Origin of the sequence: Borborobacter xinjiangensis (genome assembly GCF_047739745.1) — a bacterium.
Classification (GTDB): Bacteria; Pseudomonadota; Alphaproteobacteria; order Rhizobiales; family Rhizobiaceae; genus Pseudaminobacter.
The window spans coordinates 80,044-97,284 of the sequence record NZ_JBLLVA010000020.1; the positions used below are offsets into that span (position 1 = coordinate 80,044).

Below are 17,241 nucleotides of genomic sequence, written 5' to 3' on the forward strand. Positions count from 1 at the left end.
AGGATCAAAATTGAACGCCACGCGTCGCCGCGCTGACCAAGGTGTTCAAGGTATAGAGACGAGGTTACCGCGCCACAATGGCAATCGGCGAAAAGTCGGAGCCTCAGCCCGGCCTTATTGTCGTCTGCCTTACCATTGTTGCATTGCGATACGATACCGGTGCCTTTAAGTTCGACGCCACGCCTATGCCTGGCGAACGAGGGGAAGCTATGGACGCTCGAGCCATGTTCGGTGATGTGGAATTTCCGCCCGGCGATCGGAAGCGCTGGCTGGCTTTGGCTGAAAAGGCCCTTGCCGGAGTCTCTTTCGACGAAGCGCTGGTATCACGCACCGACGACGGCATCCGCATCGAACCGCTTTACGAGCGCGTCGCCACGGATGAATTCCTGCCTCGCCGCAATCCGCGCGCGCCTTGGACCATCGTCCAACGCATAGACGACCCCAATCCCAAGAGGGCCAACACGCAGGCGCTCGTGGACATAGAACAAGGCGCCACAGGCATAGCGCTCGTGTTTGAAGGCGCGCCTAACGCATTCGGCTACGGCCTGCCGGGCACGGCTGAAGCGCTCGAAACGGTGCTGGACGACATCCTCCTCAGTCGCACCTATGTTCGCATCGACGTGCATCCGGCCAGCCGCGCCATGGCCGACTGGCTGGTGAATATCCTCACCAGACGCCGCGCCGATCCGTCCAAGCTCCATCTTTCCTTCGGCATCGATCCCGCCGCAACTTTCGCCGGCACCGGCCGCTTGCGCATGTCGATCGAAGCCCTGCAGGCATCCATGCCGCAGTCGCTCGCTCATTTCTTCGCGCTCGGCGTTCCGGGCGTGCTGCTGGAGGCCGACGGTCGCGTGCTGCACAACGCAGGAGCGACGGAGGCGCAGGAACTTGGCGTGATGCTGGCTTCGGCGGTCGCGCATTTGCGCCTGTTCGAGGAGGCAAGACAGGCGCTGGTCTATGCCGCGCCACATATCGGCTTCTGCCTCAGCGTCGATCAGGACCAGTTCCTTTCGATGGCCAAGATCAGGGCGCTGCGCAAACTTTGGGCGCGCGTCCAGCAGGCCTGCTCGGTTTCACCTTCGAGCGCCACCATTCACGCGGAAACCTCGTACCGGATGATGACGGTCCGCGACCCGGAGACGAATATTCTGCGCTCCACGCTCGCCGGCTTCGCCGCCGTCGCGGGCGGCGCCGACTCCTTATCAATCCTGCCGCACACCATCGCCCATGGATTGCCGGATGCCTTCGCTCGCCGCATCGCCCGCAACACGCAATTGATCATGTCCGACGAAAGCCACCTCGATTTCGTCAGCGATCCAGCTTCCGGCTCAGGCGGGGTCGAGGCACTCACGGCGGCGCTCTGCGATGCGGCATGGAAGGAGTTCCAGGCGATCGAAGCCGAAGGCGGCATATTGCGCAGCCTGAGCCAGGGCCATATCCAGCGGCGCGTGGCCGAGGCCCGCAACGCCCGCGTCGCGGAATATCGCGATGGCAAGCGGTCTTTGGTCGGTACCACGGTCTATCCGGTGAAGTCGGAGCGTCCGGTAAAGGTGCTGGAAGCTGAGCGCCGGCCGGTGCCCAGCGATGGTGTGGTTTTCTGCGAACCTTTGCCGGCGACGCGGATCGACGAGCTGATCGGAGCCGCTGAATGATTCCTGATTTTTCAAAGATCGGCTGGAGCGAGCCGCTCTCCGAATGCGAACGCGAAAGTGCGGAAATCTGGCAGACGCCGGAAGGCATTCCCGTAAAACGGCGTTACGGTCAGCATGACCTTGCCGATCTACCCTATCTCGACACCTATCCCGGTATCGCGCCCTTCATCCGTGGTCCCTATCCGACCATGTATGTCCAGCAGCCCTGGACCATCCGCCAATATGCCGGCTTTTCCACCGCCGAGGAATCCAACGCCTTCTACCGGCGCAACCTCGCCGCCGGGCAGAAGGGCCTGTCGGTCGCCTTCGACCTCGCCACCCACCGCGGCTATGACAGCGACCATCCGCGCGTTGCCGGAGATGTCGGCATGGCCGGCGTGGCGATCGATTCGATCCTCGACATGCGCCAGCTTTTCGACGGCATCCCCCTCGACCAGATGACCGTTTCCATGACCATGAACGGCGCAGTCCTGCCGATCATGGCTCTCTATATAGTCGCGGCCGAGGAGCAAGGCGTCGCGCTAAAGGATCTGGCCGGAACCATTCAGAACGACATTCTGAAGGAGTTCATGGTCCGCAATACCTATATCTATCCGCCGAAACCCTCAATGCGGATCATTTCGGACATTTTTACCTACACTTCGCGCCATATGCCGAAGTTCAATTCGATCTCCATCTCCGGCTACCACATGCAGGAGGCCGGGGCGACCGCCGATCTGGAACTGGCCTACACCATCGCCGATGGCATCGAATATGCCCGTGCCGGTGTCGCTGCCGGGCTCGATATCGACAAGTTCGCTCCCCGCCTGTCATTTTTCTGGGCGATCGGCATGAATTTCTTCATGGAAGTCGCCAAAATGCGGGCGGCTCGCCTGCTCTGGGCAGGGCTGATGCAGAAGAATTTCGCGCCGAAGAACCCGCGTTCCCTGTCGCTTCGCACCCACAGCCAGACCTCCGGCTGGTCGCTGACGGCGCAGGATCCCTATAACAACATCATGCGCACGATGATCGAGGCTATGGCCGCCACGCAAGGCCACACCCAATCTCTGCACACCAATTCCTTCGACGAGGCGCTGGCGCTGCCGACCGATCATTCGGCGCGGATCGCCCGCAATACGCAACTCATTCTCCAGATGGAATCCGGCACGACGCGCATAATCGATCCGTGGGGCGGGTCGGCCTATGTCGAGCGCCTGACGCATGATCTGGCAGGCCGCGCGCTGAAGCACATAGAAGAGGTGGAGCGCCTCGGCGGCATGGCAGCCGCGACGGAAAAGGGCATTCCCAAGCTGCGGATCGAGGAAGCGGCCGCACGCACGCAGGCGCGTATCGATTCCGGCCAGCAGACGCTCATCGGGGTCAACGCCTTTCAGCCAAAGGAACATGTCGAAGTCGATGTTCTGAAGATCGACAATGCCGAGGTACGCGCCCGCCAGCTCGCCAAACTGCAGCAGCTGAAGGGCACGCGCGACGTTGCCGCCGCAGAAAGCGCACTCGCCGCGCTGACGCAAGCTGCCCATTCAGGCGACAATCTGCTGGAATTCGCCATTCGTGCGGCGCGCGCGAATGCAACTGTGGGCGAAATTTCACTGGCGCTCGAAAATGCCTTCGGCCGCCATGTAGCGACGGTGCAGACGCTCTCCGGCGTCTACCGCAGCGAAATCGGCGAAAACGCGGTTGCCGACCGCGTTCAGGCAAAGATCGAAGCCTTCGAAAAGAAATCCGGCTCCAAACCGCGCATCCTTGTCGCCAAAATGGGACAGGACGGCCACGACCGCGGCCAGAAGGTGATCGCCTCCGCCTTCGCCGATCTCGGCTTTGACGTGACTGTCGGCGCCATGTTCCAGACGCCGGAAGAAATCGCAAAGGTCGCTGCGGAACATGACGTTCATATCATCGGCGCATCCTCACTGACTGCCGGCCACCTGACGCTCATTCCGGAGTTGCGTGACGCGTTGAACAAGTTCGGGCGCCAGGACACGATGATCGTGGCCGGCGGCGTCATTCCTCCGCAGGACTATGAAGCGGTGCGCAAGGCGGGGGCCTCGGAAATCTTCCCGCCGGGTACCGTTATTCCGGAGGCCGCGGAGAAGCTCATGGACGCACTGCTGGCGAAATAGTCGGCCTTGTGGATCTACCCAATCGATGTTATATCCATTGTTATAACTCGATGGAGCAAAGCCATGAACGTCACTGTTCGCAAGATCGGAAATTCGGAAGGCGTGATCCTGCCGAAGGAAGTGCTTCACCGGCATAATCTCCGTGCAGGTGACACGCTGGCGCTCATTGAAGACGGCGAGGAATTGCGTCTGCGGCGCTCCGAGGATGATCCGGAAGAGTTCGAGCGCAAGATGAAAATTGCGCGCGAGCGGATGAAAAAATATGAGGTAGCTTATCGCGCGCTGGCGAAATGACCGATTTTCATTCGCGGGGCTTCATTGAAGCGCTTCACGCAGAACAATTACGGCTTCACGGTGGGGCGCCAGGCATTCGTGACGAAGGTCTGTTGGAATCGGCGCTTGCCCGGCCTTTGCAAAAAGAGGCCTATGGTGAGCCCGATCTCCACGACCTCGCCGCCGCCTATCTGTTTGGCATAGTGAAGAATCGTCCGTTTGTGGACGGCAACAAACGGACCGGATTGGCCGCAACGGACCTGTTTCTTTATTTCAACGGCCTAAGTTTGGAAGCAGAACAGGAGGATCTTATCCAGTTCCTGACCATGGTCGCAGCCGGCGAGATCGATGAAGCGGGTGCGACAGCCTTCTTTCGTGATCATACCGAACCGGTCCAGAATTGAGCGATTATCAGCCGCCGGCATCCATCGCGATGATTTCCCATTCGCGGCCGTTCACGACCGCGATGTCGCCGACCGATTTGCCGAACAGCGCAACGGCCATCGGCGAAACATGAGAAATCATGCCTTTGGATGCATCGGCCTCGTCTTCCCCGACGATCTTCCAGCTCTTTTGTTGACCGTCTTCGTCTTCGATGGTCACCGTCATGCCAAAACGAACGACGGTGCTTCCCGGTTCGGGAACGGACACCTCCGCTGTTTCGCGGCGCGACGTCCAATAGCGCAGGTCGCGTGAAAGCAGCGCGATGCGTTCGCGGTTCCCCTCCCGTTCGGTTGCCGCCAGTTCTTCGCGCAGGCTGGCCAGTTCCGCCTCGATCGTCGCGAAGCCTTCCGGCGTCACGAGATTGCGATGCTGGCTGACCGGCCGCTCGCCAATGTCGGCGAGTGCGTTGTCGTTGTCGTCTTCGCGTGTGAATGCCCTGCTCATCAGGTCAACTTAGGTGCTGGCTCAACCACCGGCAAGGCATCCGAAATGACGAGCTCGCACCAAATTCTCGATCGTGAGCTCCGCAGCGGCTCAGGCCAGCGCCTCTGCGGGGCGCAGGCTACCCACCTTGATGCCGTTCCAGTTGGAAAGAACCGGATTTGCCATTTGACGCAGCGTATCGGCGAGCGTCTCATCTTCGGCCAGCAACTTCGCCAAGACGGCAGCCACCATCACTTCGGCGGCCCGCGCCGTCCCATCGTCGCATTTCAAGGCGATGCCAACACCAAGTTCGGGCAAGGCCCCGCAGAAGACACCTTCCGCGCCAACCTTTACGAAAATCCGTCCCGGCGCACTTCCCATCAGCCGCGTATCGGCCCTACTGGTTCCCGCCACATAGAACGGCTCGGCCATGCAAGCGTCCATCAGCCGCTTTGCCGCCGCCGCGCGTACCGGCTCCAGCCCGATTCCGGTCGCCATACGAGCAAAACCATGCGCGACATTTTTCAGCGGAACGGCATAGGTGGGGATAGAGCATCCGTCGGTGCCGCGGTTGCCGGCATCGTGACGGGCGCCGGTCACACCCTCCAGCGCCTCGCAAACCATTTTCTGAAAGGCATGATCGGCTTTCACATAGCCATGCCGGTCGATGCCTGAATGGCAGCAGGCACACAGGAAACCGGCGTGCTTTCCCGAACAGTTGTTGTGGAGTGCACTGGGCGATCCGCCGGTGCGCGCCAACGCCACCGTCGCCTTCTGATAGGAGGGCCAGTGCGCCCCACATTCAAGCGCGGCCTCGTCCAACCCGGACTTCGCCAGCATGGCGCTCGCAAGTTCGGCATGCGCCGGCTCGCCATTGTGCGAAGCGCAGGCCAATGCCAGTTCCTTGTCGCCAAAATCATAAGCATCGGCCGCACCGGTTTCCACCAGCGGCAATGCCTGGATCGCCTTCACGGCAGAGCGTGGAAACACCGGGCGGTCTATGTCGCCGATCTGAAGCAGCACCTTGTCATCGGCGTCCACTACAGCCACGCAGCCGCGATGTACGCTCTCCACAAGTTCACCACGCAGGACCTCAACGAGAACCGGATCGGTCATCCCTCACCTGATCCGGTCGAGGATCGAGACATAGTTCGCCACGGCGGCTCCCCCCATGTTGAAGATGCCGCCGAGCTTTGCGCCGGGCACCTGAATGCCGCCTGCCTCGCCGGTCAGTTGCATGGAGGTCAGCACATGCATTGAAACGCCGGTCGCGCCGATCGGATGCCCCTTGGCCTTCAACCCGCCGGAGGGATTGACGGGAAGGCGCCCATCCCTTGCCGTCTCGCCGCTCAGCGCGAGCTTCGCGCCCTCACCGCGCTTGGCCAATCCCATTGCTTCATATTCGATCAGTTCCGCGATGGTGAAGCAGTCATGCGTCTCGACGAAGGAAAGATCGTCAAGCGTAACGCCCGCCGCCTTCAGCGCACGTGCCCAGGCCTCCTCGCAGCCTTCGAACAGCAGAATGTCGCGCTTCGACATCGGCAGGAAATCCTGCATATGCTCGTTCGCCCGGAACGCAACGGCTCGACGCATCGCCAAGGCGTTGGAACTGTCGGTCAGCACCAGCGCCGCCGCGCCATCTGAAACCAGCGAGCAATCGGTGCGTTTCAGCGGGCCTGCAACGAACGGATTCTTCTCGCTTTCGTGCCGGCAAAACTCGTAGCCCAAATCCTTTCGGATCTGCGCATACGGGTTATCAACGCCGTTCTTGTGGTTCTTTGCCGCGATCATCGCCAACGCATCCGACTGGTCGCCATAACGCTGGAAATAGGCTTGGGCGATCTTGCCGAACACGCCTGCAAACCCCGCCGGCGTTTCTCCATCTTCGGGCAGATACGACGCCTTGAGCAGGTTTTTACCGATTTCCGGCGCGGGCGTCGTCGTCATCTGCTCGGCTCCGACCACCAGCACCGTACGCGCGGCTTTGGCGTCGATCGCGCGAATGCCCTGGCGCACCGCTGCCGATCCGGTCGCGCAAGCGTTTTCAACGCGCGTCGAGGGTTTGAAGCGCAGGCGGTCGTCTGCCTGCAGCACGAGGCTCGCGGTAAAATCCTGCGGCGAAAATCCCGCATTGAAATGCCCGAGCACGATTTCATCGACATCCTCGGGCCCAATGCCGGCATGGTCGAGCGCCTCGGCGGCCACCTTGGTGATCAGGCCTTCGAGCGTCTCACCTTCAAGCTTGCCGAAGCGTGAATGCGCCCATCCGACGATACATGCAGTCATGGAAGCCTCCTTACGGCGCGGCGCATTGTTGAACTTACGCGATCAGGAGCCGCATCGTGCGCCATTTGCGGCATGAATCCAATTCGCCAATTTCGTTCAATGATGAACTTTTTGTGCGGCCGGGTAAAGGCTGGTGCGACAAGGACGATTTTTATTGATTGATCCGTCAATAAAAAATAAGCTCGCCGCGAAGGAGAAGTGCCGTTGCCTAAAGTTGGAATGGAGCCCATACGTCGCAAGGCGCTCATCGATGCTGCGATCTCGGCAATCGGCGAACGTGGTTCGCTCGACGTCACCATGTCGGAAATCGCCGGTCGCGCCGGCGTTTCGTCTGCACTTGCGCATCATTATTTCGGCGCCAAGGAGGAGTTGCTGCAGGCGACGATGCGGCATCTGCTCACCGAACTCGACGCTGATGCGCGGGCAGAACTTCGGGCGGCACGGAGTCCGCGTGAGCGTGTTCTTGCTGTCATTGCGGTGAACTTTTCCGACAAGCAGTTCCGGCCCGAAACGATTGCAGCCTGGCTTACCTTTTATGTTGCCGCCCAGAATTCACCGTCATTGCGGCGGCTGCTGCGCATCTATGCGCGCCGGCTCCACTCGAACCTGATGAGCGGGCTGGCCGGCCTGATGTCCCGCGACGAGGCGGAACGTGCGGCCGAGGCGATCGCCGCGCTTATCGACGGCCTTTACATCCGCCGCGCGCTTCGCGACGGCACACCGAATGCGGCAAGCGCCATATCGCTCGCCGAGGATTATCTCAACGCCAAGCTCCTCCAGAACAAGTGACAATCATGAGCGGCCAACCGAACATATTGATCATCATGGTCGACCAGTTGAACGGAACCCTGTTTCCGGACGGGCCGGCTGATTTCCTGCACGCACCGCACTTGAAGGCATTGGCCGCGCGCTCCGCCCGGTTCAGAAACAATTACACCGCCTCGCCGCTTTGCGCGCCGGGGCGCGCCTCTTTCATGAGCGGCCAGCTTCCGTCGCGCACAGCAGTCTACGACAATGCCGCCGAGTTCGCCTCGTCGATCCCGACCTATGCGCATCATCTGCGCGCCGCGGGCTACCAGACCTGCCTTTCCGGCAAGATGCACTTCGTCGGACCCGACCAGTTGCACGGCTTCGAGGAGCGGCTGACGACCGACATCTATCCGGCCGATTTCGGCTGGACGCCAGACTATCGCAAACCCGGCGAGCGCATCGACTGGTGGTATCACAACCTTGGTTCGGTCACGGGCGCCGGGGTGGCCGAGATCACCAATCAGATGGAATATGACGACGAGGTCGCCTTCCATGCCACGCAGAAACTCTACGAATATGCCCGCAGCTCGGACGATCCGTCCCGCCGCCCATGGTGCCTGACCGTTTCCTTCACGCATCCACACGATCCCTATGTCGCGCGCCGCAAATATTGGGACCTCTACGAGAACTGCCCTGCCCTGGAGCCGGAAACCGGCTTCATTGCGCAAGACAGCCAGGACCCCCATTCGCAGCGGCTCTATCTCGCCAGCGACTATGACAACTTCGAGATCACGCCCGAGCAGGTGCGGCGGTCCCGTCGGGCGTATTTCGCCAATATTTCATATCTCGACGATCATGTCGGCGAGCTGGTCTCGGTGCTCGAGCGCACGCGCATGCTCGACGACACGATCATCCTGTTCTGCTCCGACCATGGCGACATGCTGGGTGAGCGCGGCCTGTGGTTCAAAATGAGCTTCTTCGAGGGCTCGGCGCGCGTGCCGCTGATGATCGCCGGCAAAGGTTTCACACCCCGCCGCATCGACGCGCCGGTCTCCAATCTCGATGTCTGCCCGACGCTCTGCGATCTCGCCGGCATCGACATCGGCGCGATCCTGCCATGGACCGATGGCCAATCGCTGCTGCCGCTCATGGCGGGCAAGCCGCGCACCGCGCCGGTGTTCATGGAATATGCCGCCGAGGGCTCCTATGCCCCGCTCGTCGGCATCCGCGAGGGTCGGTACAAATTCGTTCATTGCGAGATCGACCCGCCGCAACTCTTTGATCTTGAATCGGATCCGAGAGAACTGACCAACCTGGCCGCCGATCCGGCAAACGCCGATCTGGTCAGTGATTTCATGGCCAAGGTCCGGGCACATTGGGACATGGAAACGTTCGACGCCGCCGTGCGCCAGAGCCAGGCGCGACGCTGGGTGATCTATCCGGCGCTCAGGAACGGCTCCTATTACCCATGGGAGTTCCAGCCACTGCAAAAAGCGTCCGAGCGCTACATGCGCAACCACATGGATCTGAACGTGCTTGAGGAACAGAAGCGCTTTCCGAGAGGAGAATAAGATGATCACAGTATGGGGCAGGACAACGTCGTCCAACGTGCAGACCGTCATGTGGGCCATAGAAGAGCTCGGGCTCGAGCATGAGCGCATCGACGCCGGCGGCGCCTTCGGCGGGCTCGATACGCCCGAATTCGGCGCGATGAACCCCAACAGGCTGGTGCCGGTGTTGCGCGACGACGGCGAATACCTTTGGGAGAGCGCCTCGATCGTGCGCTATCTCGGTGCGCGCTACGGCACGCCCGCCTTCTGGCCGGGCGATCCGCTTCGCCGCGCCACGCTCGACAAATGGGGCGACTGGACCAAGACCACCTTCGTGCCCGCTCTCATAGGCGGCGTTTTCTGGCCGATCATCGGCAAGCGGCCCGAAGAGCGGGACCAGGCCGCCATAGACCGCGGCGCCGAGGCGCTGAAGCGGCTTGCGCTCATTCTCGATGCGCGCATGGCGCAGGGCGACTATCTCGGCGGTGCGGAACTCACCTTCGCCGACGTCATCGTCGGTACATTGCTCTACCGCTACTTCACGCTTGAGATCGAACGGGCCGAGACGCCACACCTTGCCGCCTACTACCAGCGGCTGACGCAACGACCGGCTTACGCCCAGCATGTCATGATCTCCTACGATGGCCTGAGAGCGAAATGACGGCGAGCCTCGAAGCAGATTTCGTCATTGTCGGCTCCGGCTCCGCCGGTTCGGCCATGGCCTACCGTCTTTCGGAAGACGGCAAGCACTCGGTCATCGTCATCGAGTATGGCGGCAGCGACTTCGGCCCTCTGATCCAGATGCCGTCGGCGCTGTCGATCCCGATGAATATGAGCCGCTACGACTGGGGCTTTTCCAGCGAGCCGGAATCTCACCTCGGCGGACGGGTGCTCGCCACCCCGCGCGGCAAGGTGCTGGGAGGCTCATCCTCCATCAACGGCATGGTCTATGTTCGCGGCCACGCCCGCGATTTCGACCACTGGGCCGAGGAAGGCGCCAGCGGCTGGAGCTATGCCGACGTGCTGCCTTACTTCAAGCGGATGGAGCACTCCCATGGCGGCGAGGAAGGCTGGCGCGGCACCAGCGGGCCGCTGCACATTCAGCGCGGCGCCGGTCTCAATCCGCTCTATGCGGCTTTCGCCGATGCGGGAAGTCAGGCCGGCTTTGAGCTGACAGACGACTATAACGGCTCGAAGCAGGAAGGTTTCGGCCCGATGGAGCAGACGATCCATCTGGGGCGCCGGTGGTCGGCGGCCAACGCCTATCTGCGTCCTGCCCTGAAACGGAAGAATGTTCGTCTCGTCAATGGCTTGGCGCGGCGTATCGTCATCGAGAATCAACGCGCCATCGGCGTGGAGATCGAAACCCGCAAACAGATCCAGGTGGTCAAGGCGCGCCGCGAAGTGATCGTCGCCGCCTCCTCCATCAACTCGCCGAAGCTTCTGATGCTCTCGGGCATCGGACCGGCCGCGCATTTGAAGCAGCATGGCATCGAAGTAGTAGCCGACCGGCCCGGCGTCGGACAAAATCTGCAAGACCACATGGAGCTCTATATCCAGCAGGAGGCGACGCAGCCGATCACGCTCTACTCGGTGCTCAATCCCTTCTCCAAGGCGCTCATCGGCGCGCGCTGGCTGCTGTTGAAATCCGGTCTCGGCGCCACCAATCATTTCGAGGCCGCCGCTTTCGTGCGTTCGAAACCCGGCGTGGATTATCCCGATATCCAATATCATTTCCTGCCGGCCGCAATCCGCTATGACGGCAAGTCGGCGGCCAAATCGCACGGTTTTCAGGCGCATGTCGGGCCGATGCGCTCCAAGTCGCGCGGCGCGGTCACGCTGCGCTCGGGCGACCCCTGGGCGAAGCCCGAAATCCGTTTCAACTATATGTCGCACCCGGACGACTGGGCCGATTTCCGCCACTGCATTCGTCTCACCCGCGAAATCTTCGGCCAGGCCGCTTTCGATCCCTATCGCGGCAAGGAGCTCTCACCGGGCAGCCACCTCCAGACAGACCACGAGCTTGACGATTTCATCCGAGAGCATGCCGAGAGCGCCTATCATCCCTGCGGCACCTGCCGGATGGGTCGCGCCGACGATCCGCGAAGCGTCGTCGATCCGCAATGCCGCGTCATTGGCGTCGAAGGCTTGCGCGTCGCGGACTCATCGATCTTCCCGCGCATCACCAACGGCAATCTCAACGGTCCTTCCATCATGACCGGGGAGAAGGCATCGGACCATATTCTTGGCCGTACGCCGCTGGCGCCCTCCAATCAGGAGCCGTGGATCAATCCACGCTGGCAAGTTTCGGATCGTTAAAGCGGCTTCGACAATGAGCCGGAGAACGGCTCCAATTCGTTGTTTTTACGCGGGTCCTAATGGAAATCGGCTCCCGCTTTTCCAGGAATCACCTTAGCAGCCATTGCGCGGCCGAAACCCAACCGCCATGCTGAAGCAAACATTGGAGACGACCATGCGCGCACAGCCGAAAGCCTCGCACTACATCAATGGCCGCTTTGTCGACGACGAGCGCGGCGCGGCGCTGCCCGTCATTTATCCGGCGACCGGCGAAACCATCGCGACGCTGCATTCGGCGACACCCAATATCGTGGAACTCGCCATCGAGGCGGCGCGTGCGGCCCAAGGCGCATGGGCGCGATTGAAGCCGGTGGAGCGCGGCCGTATCCTGCGGCGCGCCGCCGACATCCTGCGCGCCCGTAACGAGGAACTCGCGCGGCTGGAGACGCTGGACACCGGCAAGGCAATCCAGGAAACGCTGGTCGCAGATCCGGCCTCGGCTGCCGATGCGCTGGAATATTTCGGCGGCGCGGTCGCAAGCTACAATGGCGACTATGTCGATTTCGGTGGCTCCTTCGCCTATACGCGGCGCGAGCCGCTTGGCGTTTGCGTCGGTATCGGCGCCTGGAACTATCCGATCCAGGGGGCTGCCTGGAAATCGGCGCCGGCGCTGGCGATGGGCAATGCCATGGTGTTCAAGCCCTCAGAAAATACGCCCTTGTCGGCACTGGCGCTCGCGGAAATCTACACCGAGGCCGGGCTTCCCGACGGGCTTTTCAACGTCGTCCAGGGCTATGGCGATGTCGGCGCCGCACTCACCTCGCATGAGGTGGTGGCGAAAGTATCCGTTACCGGCTCGGTGCCGACCGGCAAGAAAGTCATGGCGCTCGCCGGCTCGCTGATGAAACATGCGACGATGGAGCTTGGCGGCAAGTCGCCTCTCATCATTTTCGACGATGCCGATATCGAGAACGCCGTGGGCGGCGCACTCCTGGCCAATTTCTATTCGACCGGCCAGGTTTGCTCCAACGGCACGCGCGTTTTCGTTCAAAAAGGCATTCAGGACCGTTTCCTCGACAGGCTTACGGCGCGTACCAAGGCGATCCGCATCGGCGATCCGCTCGATCCCGAAACGCAGATGGGACCGCTCGTCAACAAGGCCCAACAAGACAAGGTCATATCCTATGTCGGCATCGGCAGGGAGGAAGGCGCAACGCTTCACTATGGCGGTGGCATTCCGGCGCTGCAGGGCTTCGAAGGCGGTTTCTTCGTCGAGCCGACAATCTTCACCGGCGTGAAGGATGAAATGCGCATCGCCCGCGAGGAGATATTCGGGCCGGTGATGAGCGTGCTTTCCTTCGCCGAGGAGGACGAGGTGGTCGAGCGCGCCAACGCCACCGAATTCGGCCTCTCGGCCGGCGTTTTCACACGCGACCTGCCGCGTGCGCATCGCGTCATTGCCGAGCTCCAGGCCGGTAGCTGCTGGATCAACAACTACAATCTGGCGCCGGTGGAGATCCCGTTCGGCGGGTTCAAGCAGTCCGGCATCGGGCGGGAGAACGCGTTGGTGGCACTCGACCACTATTCCCAGATCAAATCCGTCTATGTCGAGACCGGCGACGTCGACAGTCCGTATTGACAGGGCTCGCAGCTTGAATCAGCCGCGAGCCGTAATGCGCTGATCCCGCTGCTATTTTGCGGAAACCGGTTCGGGACTGGCGGTGCTGTCCAGATACTGCGTCAACGCGCTGACCAGATGATAGAAGATGCTGGCCGGCACCTCGCTTGCAACCGAGCGGCCCCGCTCGTCAATCTGGTCGATCCACAAGCCAAGCGGCGCGGGGTCGATATGCCAGCGGAAAAGCCGGCCCACGCGCGCCTCGATCTCCGGCTTGAGGTCCGGGCCTGCGCAGCCGTCGAGCCCGATCGCCGCCTTGATCGCTTCGGTCTGCGGCCAGCTACGCGACACGCGATCGAGCGGCAGTCCCTGCCGCGACACCGCGCCATAGGCAAGGCCCGTCGCCCGGTTGAGCCCGTTGGCGATGGCCGAGGCATAGAGTTTCCTTGCGTAAGCCGTCAGGTCCTTCTGCCCGCTCCGGGCAGCGAAATCGACGAGCAGCGAGGCCCATTCGAAGTGGTGGCCGGGTTCGCTCCAGTCGCCTTTCTGGCCCTCGGCCGGCCGCCAGTCGTCATCGAAATGTTCGCCGATCGTCCAGCTTTCGGCATCGAAGAAATGGCTGCGGAACAGATCGATGATGCGGGCCGCGCGCTTCAGATGGCTGCGGTCGCCAGTTGCCTTGTGCCAGGCGAGAAACGCTTCCAGCAGATGCATATGCGGATTGGAATGGCGCGTGCCCTCGCCTGCCGGCGTCTCCAAAAATCCAGTCAAACGAGTGTCTTCGAGATGCGCGTCGAGAAAGGCGAAGGTTTCCGCACCAAGACGCAGGGCATCGGCGTTGCCGCACATATGCGCATTGGCCAAGGCCAGCAGCACGCAGGAATGGTCGTACGCGTCCTCGATCGGATCGGCGACGCTGCCGTCGACGTTCAGCGTGCGCACCCAACCGCCGCGGTCGGTTCGGCCCTTGCCATCCATGAAGGCGAGGCCGTGGGCGATCAGTGCGTCGGCCGGACCATCCCAACCGCGTTGCTTGGCAACCGCAAAGGCATAGACTTGCCTTGCCATGGTGCGCATGCGCTTCGGCTTCATGCGCGCTGCCCCGTCGAAGCCCAGCGCTTCGAAAAAGCCGCCATAGCGCTGGTCCACGCCCGCCGTCGACCAAAGCGGCAGGGTTTCCTCGAAAAGCCAGTGGTGAACGCGCTGCCGCCAGGCGCCGCTGACCAGCACCTTGTCATGCGAGGGCGTGAACTTCGTTTCCAATCGCCCGCTCTTTTCAAGCTGCTCGACGATTTTCTTGACGTTCTGGCTGTGGCTGACTGGAGCGACAAAAGTGGCATCGGGCGTGGCGACGATCGCCACATCCTTCAGACCGATCGCCGAGAGCAGGCGCCCTTCGCTGCGGATATAAGAGTTCTCGCAATCGATCGCGACGACATCGCCGATGACGACATTTCCATGACCGTCGGATGGGCTGACGTCGAGCAGCGACTGCCATGATCCCAGATCGTTCCAGCGGAAAGTCGCCGGGACCATGGCGATATTTTCGATTCGCTCGGCAATTGCGTAGTCGATCGAAATGGAGGGAATCGTCTCGTAAAGTTCGAACGGCATGTAGAGACCCGACAGGTCGCTCGTCGCCGCCTTGAACGCGCGCTCCGCCGCCTCCCATATCTGCGGCTGGAACTGCTTGAACGCTTCGCGCATGGTGCTGGCGCGGAACAGGAAAATGCCGCAGTTCCAAAAGAAATTCCCCGCCTCAAGATAGGCCTTGGCCGTTTCGAGATCCGGCTTTTCCACGAATCGCACCACATCCAGAACGGACGCCGGCTCGGTTGAGACCTCGATATAGCCGTAACCGGTCTCCGGCTGGGTCGGCTTGATGCCAAAGACGACAAGTCGCCCGTCGCCCGCGGCAGGAACACCCTTTTCGATCGTTTCCCAGAATTGCAGATCGGTGGAGATTTCGTGGTCGGACGGCACGACCAGCACGATGCCGTCTCCATAGGTTGCCAGTGTCTGCAGCGTGGCGGTCGCAACGGCCGCCGCGGTGTTTCGCCCCGTAGGTTCGAAGATTGCCCCGCCACCGGCAAGGTCGATTGCACCGATGTCGGCGTTGACACGTGCGGCATGCCGCTCCGAGGCGATCACGAATACTGGCGTTTCGCCATTTGGGCGCGCCCGCAGCCGCCGCAGGGTCTTCACCAGCATGGACCCGTCCCCGGAGAGATCATGGAACTGCTTGGGATTATCCTCGCGCGACAGAGGCCAAAGGCGTGATCCCACGCCGCCGCTCATCACGAAACTGATTATCCGGTCCGTCATCTCCGCCTCGCCCCCGCGCATTCCAGTCTATGTGGCCAGTCCTGGCCGATGCCTGATCAATTTGGAACAGCCAACGGTTCGCGAAACCGCGCGCCCGGCAACCGATCCTGTCATATGCCATCGTCGAGCCGAAAAACCGCCCCTGCTTTTCGGACCGATGCTTAGCAAATTCCATCGCGGCAGCAACGGATTGCCACCGAACCAAGCCTTACAGACATTCTTCAGATTGCGAAACACCGGAGCTCGGTCATAACTTCACCGAAATACGACATTTGCCGCCAAACTCTTTTCATTGGGTGCTTGCGGGAATTTTTTACGGCAGCTATAAGCCGCGCGTCTGGTCACGGAGTGTAGCGCAGTCTGGTAGCGCACGTCGTTCGGGACGACGGGGTCGCAGGTTCAAATCCTGCCACTCCGACCAGTAAAATCAACAGCTTCGACTTCCCGGCCTAGCGCTGCCGCACGCACGCTAGCTGCGTACCCTTGACATCCATCCGTCAACGCTCCCAGCTTCGTTGCCTTACTCATAAAGGCCCGCGCCTCTTGAGGGACTACGCGCTATTCTCCAAAAATCTCAGACGGCGCCGTTCTGCTCTTTGCGGCGTCGTATCCTGCGGCGCAGCCAAACATAACCACCTGCAACAACCAGGATCGGCAGCCCTGCCCCGACGACGGGGCCAGGCACTGCCAGATTTTTAGACCCGCCATTGCTGCGGCCGATGGAGGTAGATGCCCCTACTCCCCCGGCATTGACCGACAATGATATCGAACCACCCTTACCCCAGCCAAGCCCCGGTGTGTTCCCCCGATCCGGCGGCTTCGCCGCACTGATCGAAGACAGCGAGAATAAACAGACGGCGCTGGCGCAAAGCAATAGCTTCATGTTTGGCATCGCATTGCTCCTTGTTCATGTGTCATTGTATTTGACGGCGCCGAGGCAACACTTCAATCACCCGATGGGAGTAGGAGTGACTACTTCAAAACATTGCACTTCGGTTGAAAGCCCGCTGTTTCGGCGGGAGGCGTGAAGCATGGCGTCAGACTTCTTTGTCGGAGCAAATAGCCGGGTTTCCCTCAGCGTGTAGGCAAAGCCGTTATCGGATAGATGGCTCGATGGCGTGCGCCCGCCAGGGTTGTGCCGAACGCGCTGGGCCATGAACAACGGTCAGGTCCCCAAGTTTACATTTGGAGCTTACAAGCATTGCTTACAGCAGTGCGGAAGAAGAGGAACCGCTGACGCCCGTCATTTCCATTAAACAGCCCAGTCAATGACGACTATATCGTCTGCCTGGAAGACGGGAGGAGATTGAAGTCGCTCGAACGCTGTCCGATACCAGCCTACGGACGGCTCCCGATGAGCATCTCAAGAAATGGCCCCCGGCCTGCAACTACCGATGGTGGCGTATACCGCCCTACACCCCGCAAATTGCTTAGCCCTTTAGTACTTTTTCCATGGCGGCGCCGCGTCCGCGTTTGGTGATATGCGGTATCAATGTAGTGCT

The 17,241-nt window shown here is 61.3% G+C and carries 14 protein-coding genes and 1 tRNA gene; 10 read left to right on the forward strand and 5 right to left on the reverse strand.

Annotation, left to right across the window (positions count from 1 at the left end; translation table 11 throughout):
* Window positions 1-209: 209 nt before the first annotated feature.
* The 4 genes from ACLKMW_RS19105 to ACLKMW_RS19120 all read left to right on the forward strand — a co-directional run bounded on the left by ACLKMW_RS19105 (window position 210) and on the right by ACLKMW_RS19120 (window position 4,449).
* Complete coding sequence (locus ACLKMW_RS19105; RefSeq protein ID WP_415726090.1) at window positions 210-1,652, forward strand: methylmalonyl-CoA mutase subunit beta; 1,443 nt, start codon at window positions 210-212, stop codon at window positions 1,650-1,652.
* On the forward strand, window positions 1,649-3,772 hold the full coding sequence (gene scpA, locus ACLKMW_RS19110; protein ID WP_415726091.1) for a methylmalonyl-CoA mutase: 2,124 nt from the start codon (window positions 1,649-1,651) through the stop codon (window positions 3,770-3,772). The genes ACLKMW_RS19105 and scpA overlap by 4 nt, the downstream gene beginning before the upstream one ends.
* 63 nt (window positions 3,773-3,835) lie before the next feature.
* A complete protein-coding gene (locus tag ACLKMW_RS19115; protein ID WP_415726092.1) occupies window positions 3,836-4,066 on the forward strand; it encodes an AbrB/MazE/SpoVT family DNA-binding domain-containing protein in 231 nt (76 codons plus the stop codon).
* On the forward strand, window positions 4,063-4,449 hold the full coding sequence (locus ACLKMW_RS19120; RefSeq protein ID WP_415726093.1) for a type II toxin-antitoxin system death-on-curing family toxin: 387 nt from the start codon (window positions 4,063-4,065) through the stop codon (window positions 4,447-4,449). The genes ACLKMW_RS19115 and ACLKMW_RS19120 overlap by 4 nt, the downstream gene beginning before the upstream one ends.
* A gap of 7 nt (window positions 4,450-4,456) precedes the next feature.
* Here ACLKMW_RS19120 and ACLKMW_RS19125 read toward each other — a convergent pair whose 3' ends face one another.
* The 3 genes from ACLKMW_RS19125 to ACLKMW_RS19135 all read right to left on the reverse strand — a co-directional run bounded on the left by ACLKMW_RS19125 (window position 4,457) and on the right by ACLKMW_RS19135 (window position 7,198).
* A complete protein-coding gene (locus ACLKMW_RS19125; RefSeq protein WP_415726094.1) occupies window positions 4,457-4,933 on the reverse strand; it encodes a GreA/GreB family elongation factor in 477 nt (158 codons plus the stop codon).
* A 90-nt stretch (window positions 4,934-5,023) separates the two neighbouring features.
* Window positions 5,024-6,028 (reverse strand): asparaginase, encoded by a 1,005-nt coding sequence (locus ACLKMW_RS19130; protein ID WP_415726095.1) that lies wholly within the window; start codon window positions 6,026-6,028, stop codon window positions 5,024-5,026.
* 3 nt (window positions 6,029-6,031) lie between these two features.
* On the reverse strand, window positions 6,032-7,198 hold the full coding sequence (locus tag ACLKMW_RS19135) for an acetyl-CoA acetyltransferase (protein WP_415726096.1): 1,167 nt from the start codon (window positions 7,196-7,198) through the stop codon (window positions 6,032-6,034).
* A gap of 204 nt (window positions 7,199-7,402) precedes the next feature.
* Here ACLKMW_RS19135 and betI point away from each other — a divergent pair, with 204 nt between their 5' ends.
* The 5 genes from betI to betB all read left to right on the forward strand — a co-directional run bounded on the left by betI (window position 7,403) and on the right by betB (window position 13,435).
* Complete coding sequence (betI, locus tag ACLKMW_RS19140) at window positions 7,403-7,987, forward strand: choline-binding transcriptional repressor BetI (RefSeq protein ID WP_415726097.1); 585 nt, start codon at window positions 7,403-7,405, stop codon at window positions 7,985-7,987.
* Window positions 7,988-7,992: 5 nt separating this feature from the next.
* Window positions 7,993-9,519 carry a choline-sulfatase gene (betC, locus tag ACLKMW_RS19145; protein ID WP_415726098.1) on the forward strand — a complete coding sequence of 509 codons (1,527 nt, stop codon included), beginning with the start codon at window positions 7,993-7,995 and terminating at the stop codon, window positions 9,517-9,519.
* A 1-nt stretch (window position 9,520) separates the two neighbouring features.
* A complete protein-coding gene (locus ACLKMW_RS19150; protein WP_415726099.1) occupies window positions 9,521-10,159 on the forward strand; it encodes a glutathione S-transferase family protein in 639 nt (212 codons plus the stop codon).
* The gene (gene betA / locus ACLKMW_RS19155; protein WP_415726100.1) at window positions 10,156-11,817 is read left to right on the forward strand and encodes a choline dehydrogenase; all 1,662 of its coding nucleotides are present in this window, start codon (window positions 10,156-10,158) and stop codon (window positions 11,815-11,817) included. Before ACLKMW_RS19150 ends, betA begins: the two co-directional genes overlap by 4 nt.
* Before the next feature lie 154 nt (window positions 11,818-11,971).
* Entirely contained in the window at window positions 11,972-13,435 is a 1,464-nt protein-coding gene (betB, locus tag ACLKMW_RS19160) for a betaine-aldehyde dehydrogenase (protein WP_415726101.1), read from the forward strand.
* 51 nt (window positions 13,436-13,486) lie between these two features.
* Here the strand turns inward: betB and ACLKMW_RS19165 are convergent, their stop codons facing one another.
* Window positions 13,487-15,739 carry an AGE family epimerase/isomerase gene (locus ACLKMW_RS19165; protein WP_415726102.1) on the reverse strand — a complete coding sequence of 751 codons (2,253 nt, stop codon included), beginning with the start codon at window positions 15,737-15,739 and terminating at the stop codon, window positions 13,487-13,489.
* A 344-nt stretch (window positions 15,740-16,083) separates the two neighbouring features.
* Here ACLKMW_RS19165 and ACLKMW_RS19170 point away from each other — a divergent pair.
* Window positions 16,084-16,160: transfer RNA gene (locus tag ACLKMW_RS19170), tRNA-Pro, on the forward strand.
* 153 nt (window positions 16,161-16,313) lie between these two features.
* Here the strand turns inward: ACLKMW_RS19170 and ACLKMW_RS19175 are convergent.
* The gene (locus tag ACLKMW_RS19175; protein WP_415726103.1) at window positions 16,314-16,631 is read right to left on the reverse strand and encodes a hypothetical protein; all 318 of its coding nucleotides are present in this window, start codon (window positions 16,629-16,631) and stop codon (window positions 16,314-16,316) included.
* Window positions 16,632-17,241 lie beyond the last annotated feature (610 nt).

What these genes read in the sequence shown, in the direction of transcription:
- ACLKMW_RS19105 (WP_415726090.1), top strand. Translation starts at nt 210, where the DNA reads ATGGACGCTCGAGCCATGTTCGGTGATGTGGAATTTCCGCCCGGCGAT.
- scpA (WP_415726091.1), top strand. Translation starts at nt 1,649, where the DNA reads ATGATTCCTGATTTTTCAAAGATCGGCTGGAGCGAGCCGCTCTCCGAA.
- ACLKMW_RS19115 (WP_415726092.1), top strand. Translation starts at nt 3,836, where the DNA reads ATGAACGTCACTGTTCGCAAGATCGGAAATTCGGAAGGCGTGATCCTG.
- ACLKMW_RS19120 (WP_415726093.1), top strand. Translation starts at nt 4,063, where the DNA reads ATGACCGATTTTCATTCGCGGGGCTTCATTGAAGCGCTTCACGCAGAA.
- ACLKMW_RS19125 (WP_415726094.1), bottom strand. Translation starts at nt 4,933, where the DNA reads ATGAGCAGGGCATTCACACGCGAAGACGACAACGACAACGCACTCGCC.
- ACLKMW_RS19130 (WP_415726095.1), bottom strand. Translation starts at nt 6,028, where the DNA reads ATGACCGATCCGGTTCTCGTTGAGGTCCTGCGTGGTGAACTTGTGGAG.
- ACLKMW_RS19135 (WP_415726096.1), bottom strand. Translation starts at nt 7,198, where the DNA reads ATGACTGCATGTATCGTCGGATGGGCGCATTCACGCTTCGGCAAGCTT.
- betC (WP_415726098.1), top strand. Translation starts at nt 7,993, where the DNA reads ATGAGCGGCCAACCGAACATATTGATCATCATGGTCGACCAGTTGAAC.
- ACLKMW_RS19150 (WP_415726099.1), top strand. Translation starts at nt 9,521, where the DNA reads ATGATCACAGTATGGGGCAGGACAACGTCGTCCAACGTGCAGACCGTC.
- betA (WP_415726100.1), top strand. Translation starts at nt 10,156, where the DNA reads ATGACGGCGAGCCTCGAAGCAGATTTCGTCATTGTCGGCTCCGGCTCC.
- betB (WP_415726101.1), top strand. Translation starts at nt 11,972, where the DNA reads ATGCGCGCACAGCCGAAAGCCTCGCACTACATCAATGGCCGCTTTGTC.
- ACLKMW_RS19165 (WP_415726102.1), bottom strand. Translation starts at nt 15,739, where the DNA reads ATGACGGACCGGATAATCAGTTTCGTGATGAGCGGCGGCGTGGGATCA.
- ACLKMW_RS19175 (WP_415726103.1), bottom strand. Translation starts at nt 16,631, where the DNA reads ATGCCAAACATGAAGCTATTGCTTTGCGCCAGCGCCGTCTGTTTATTC.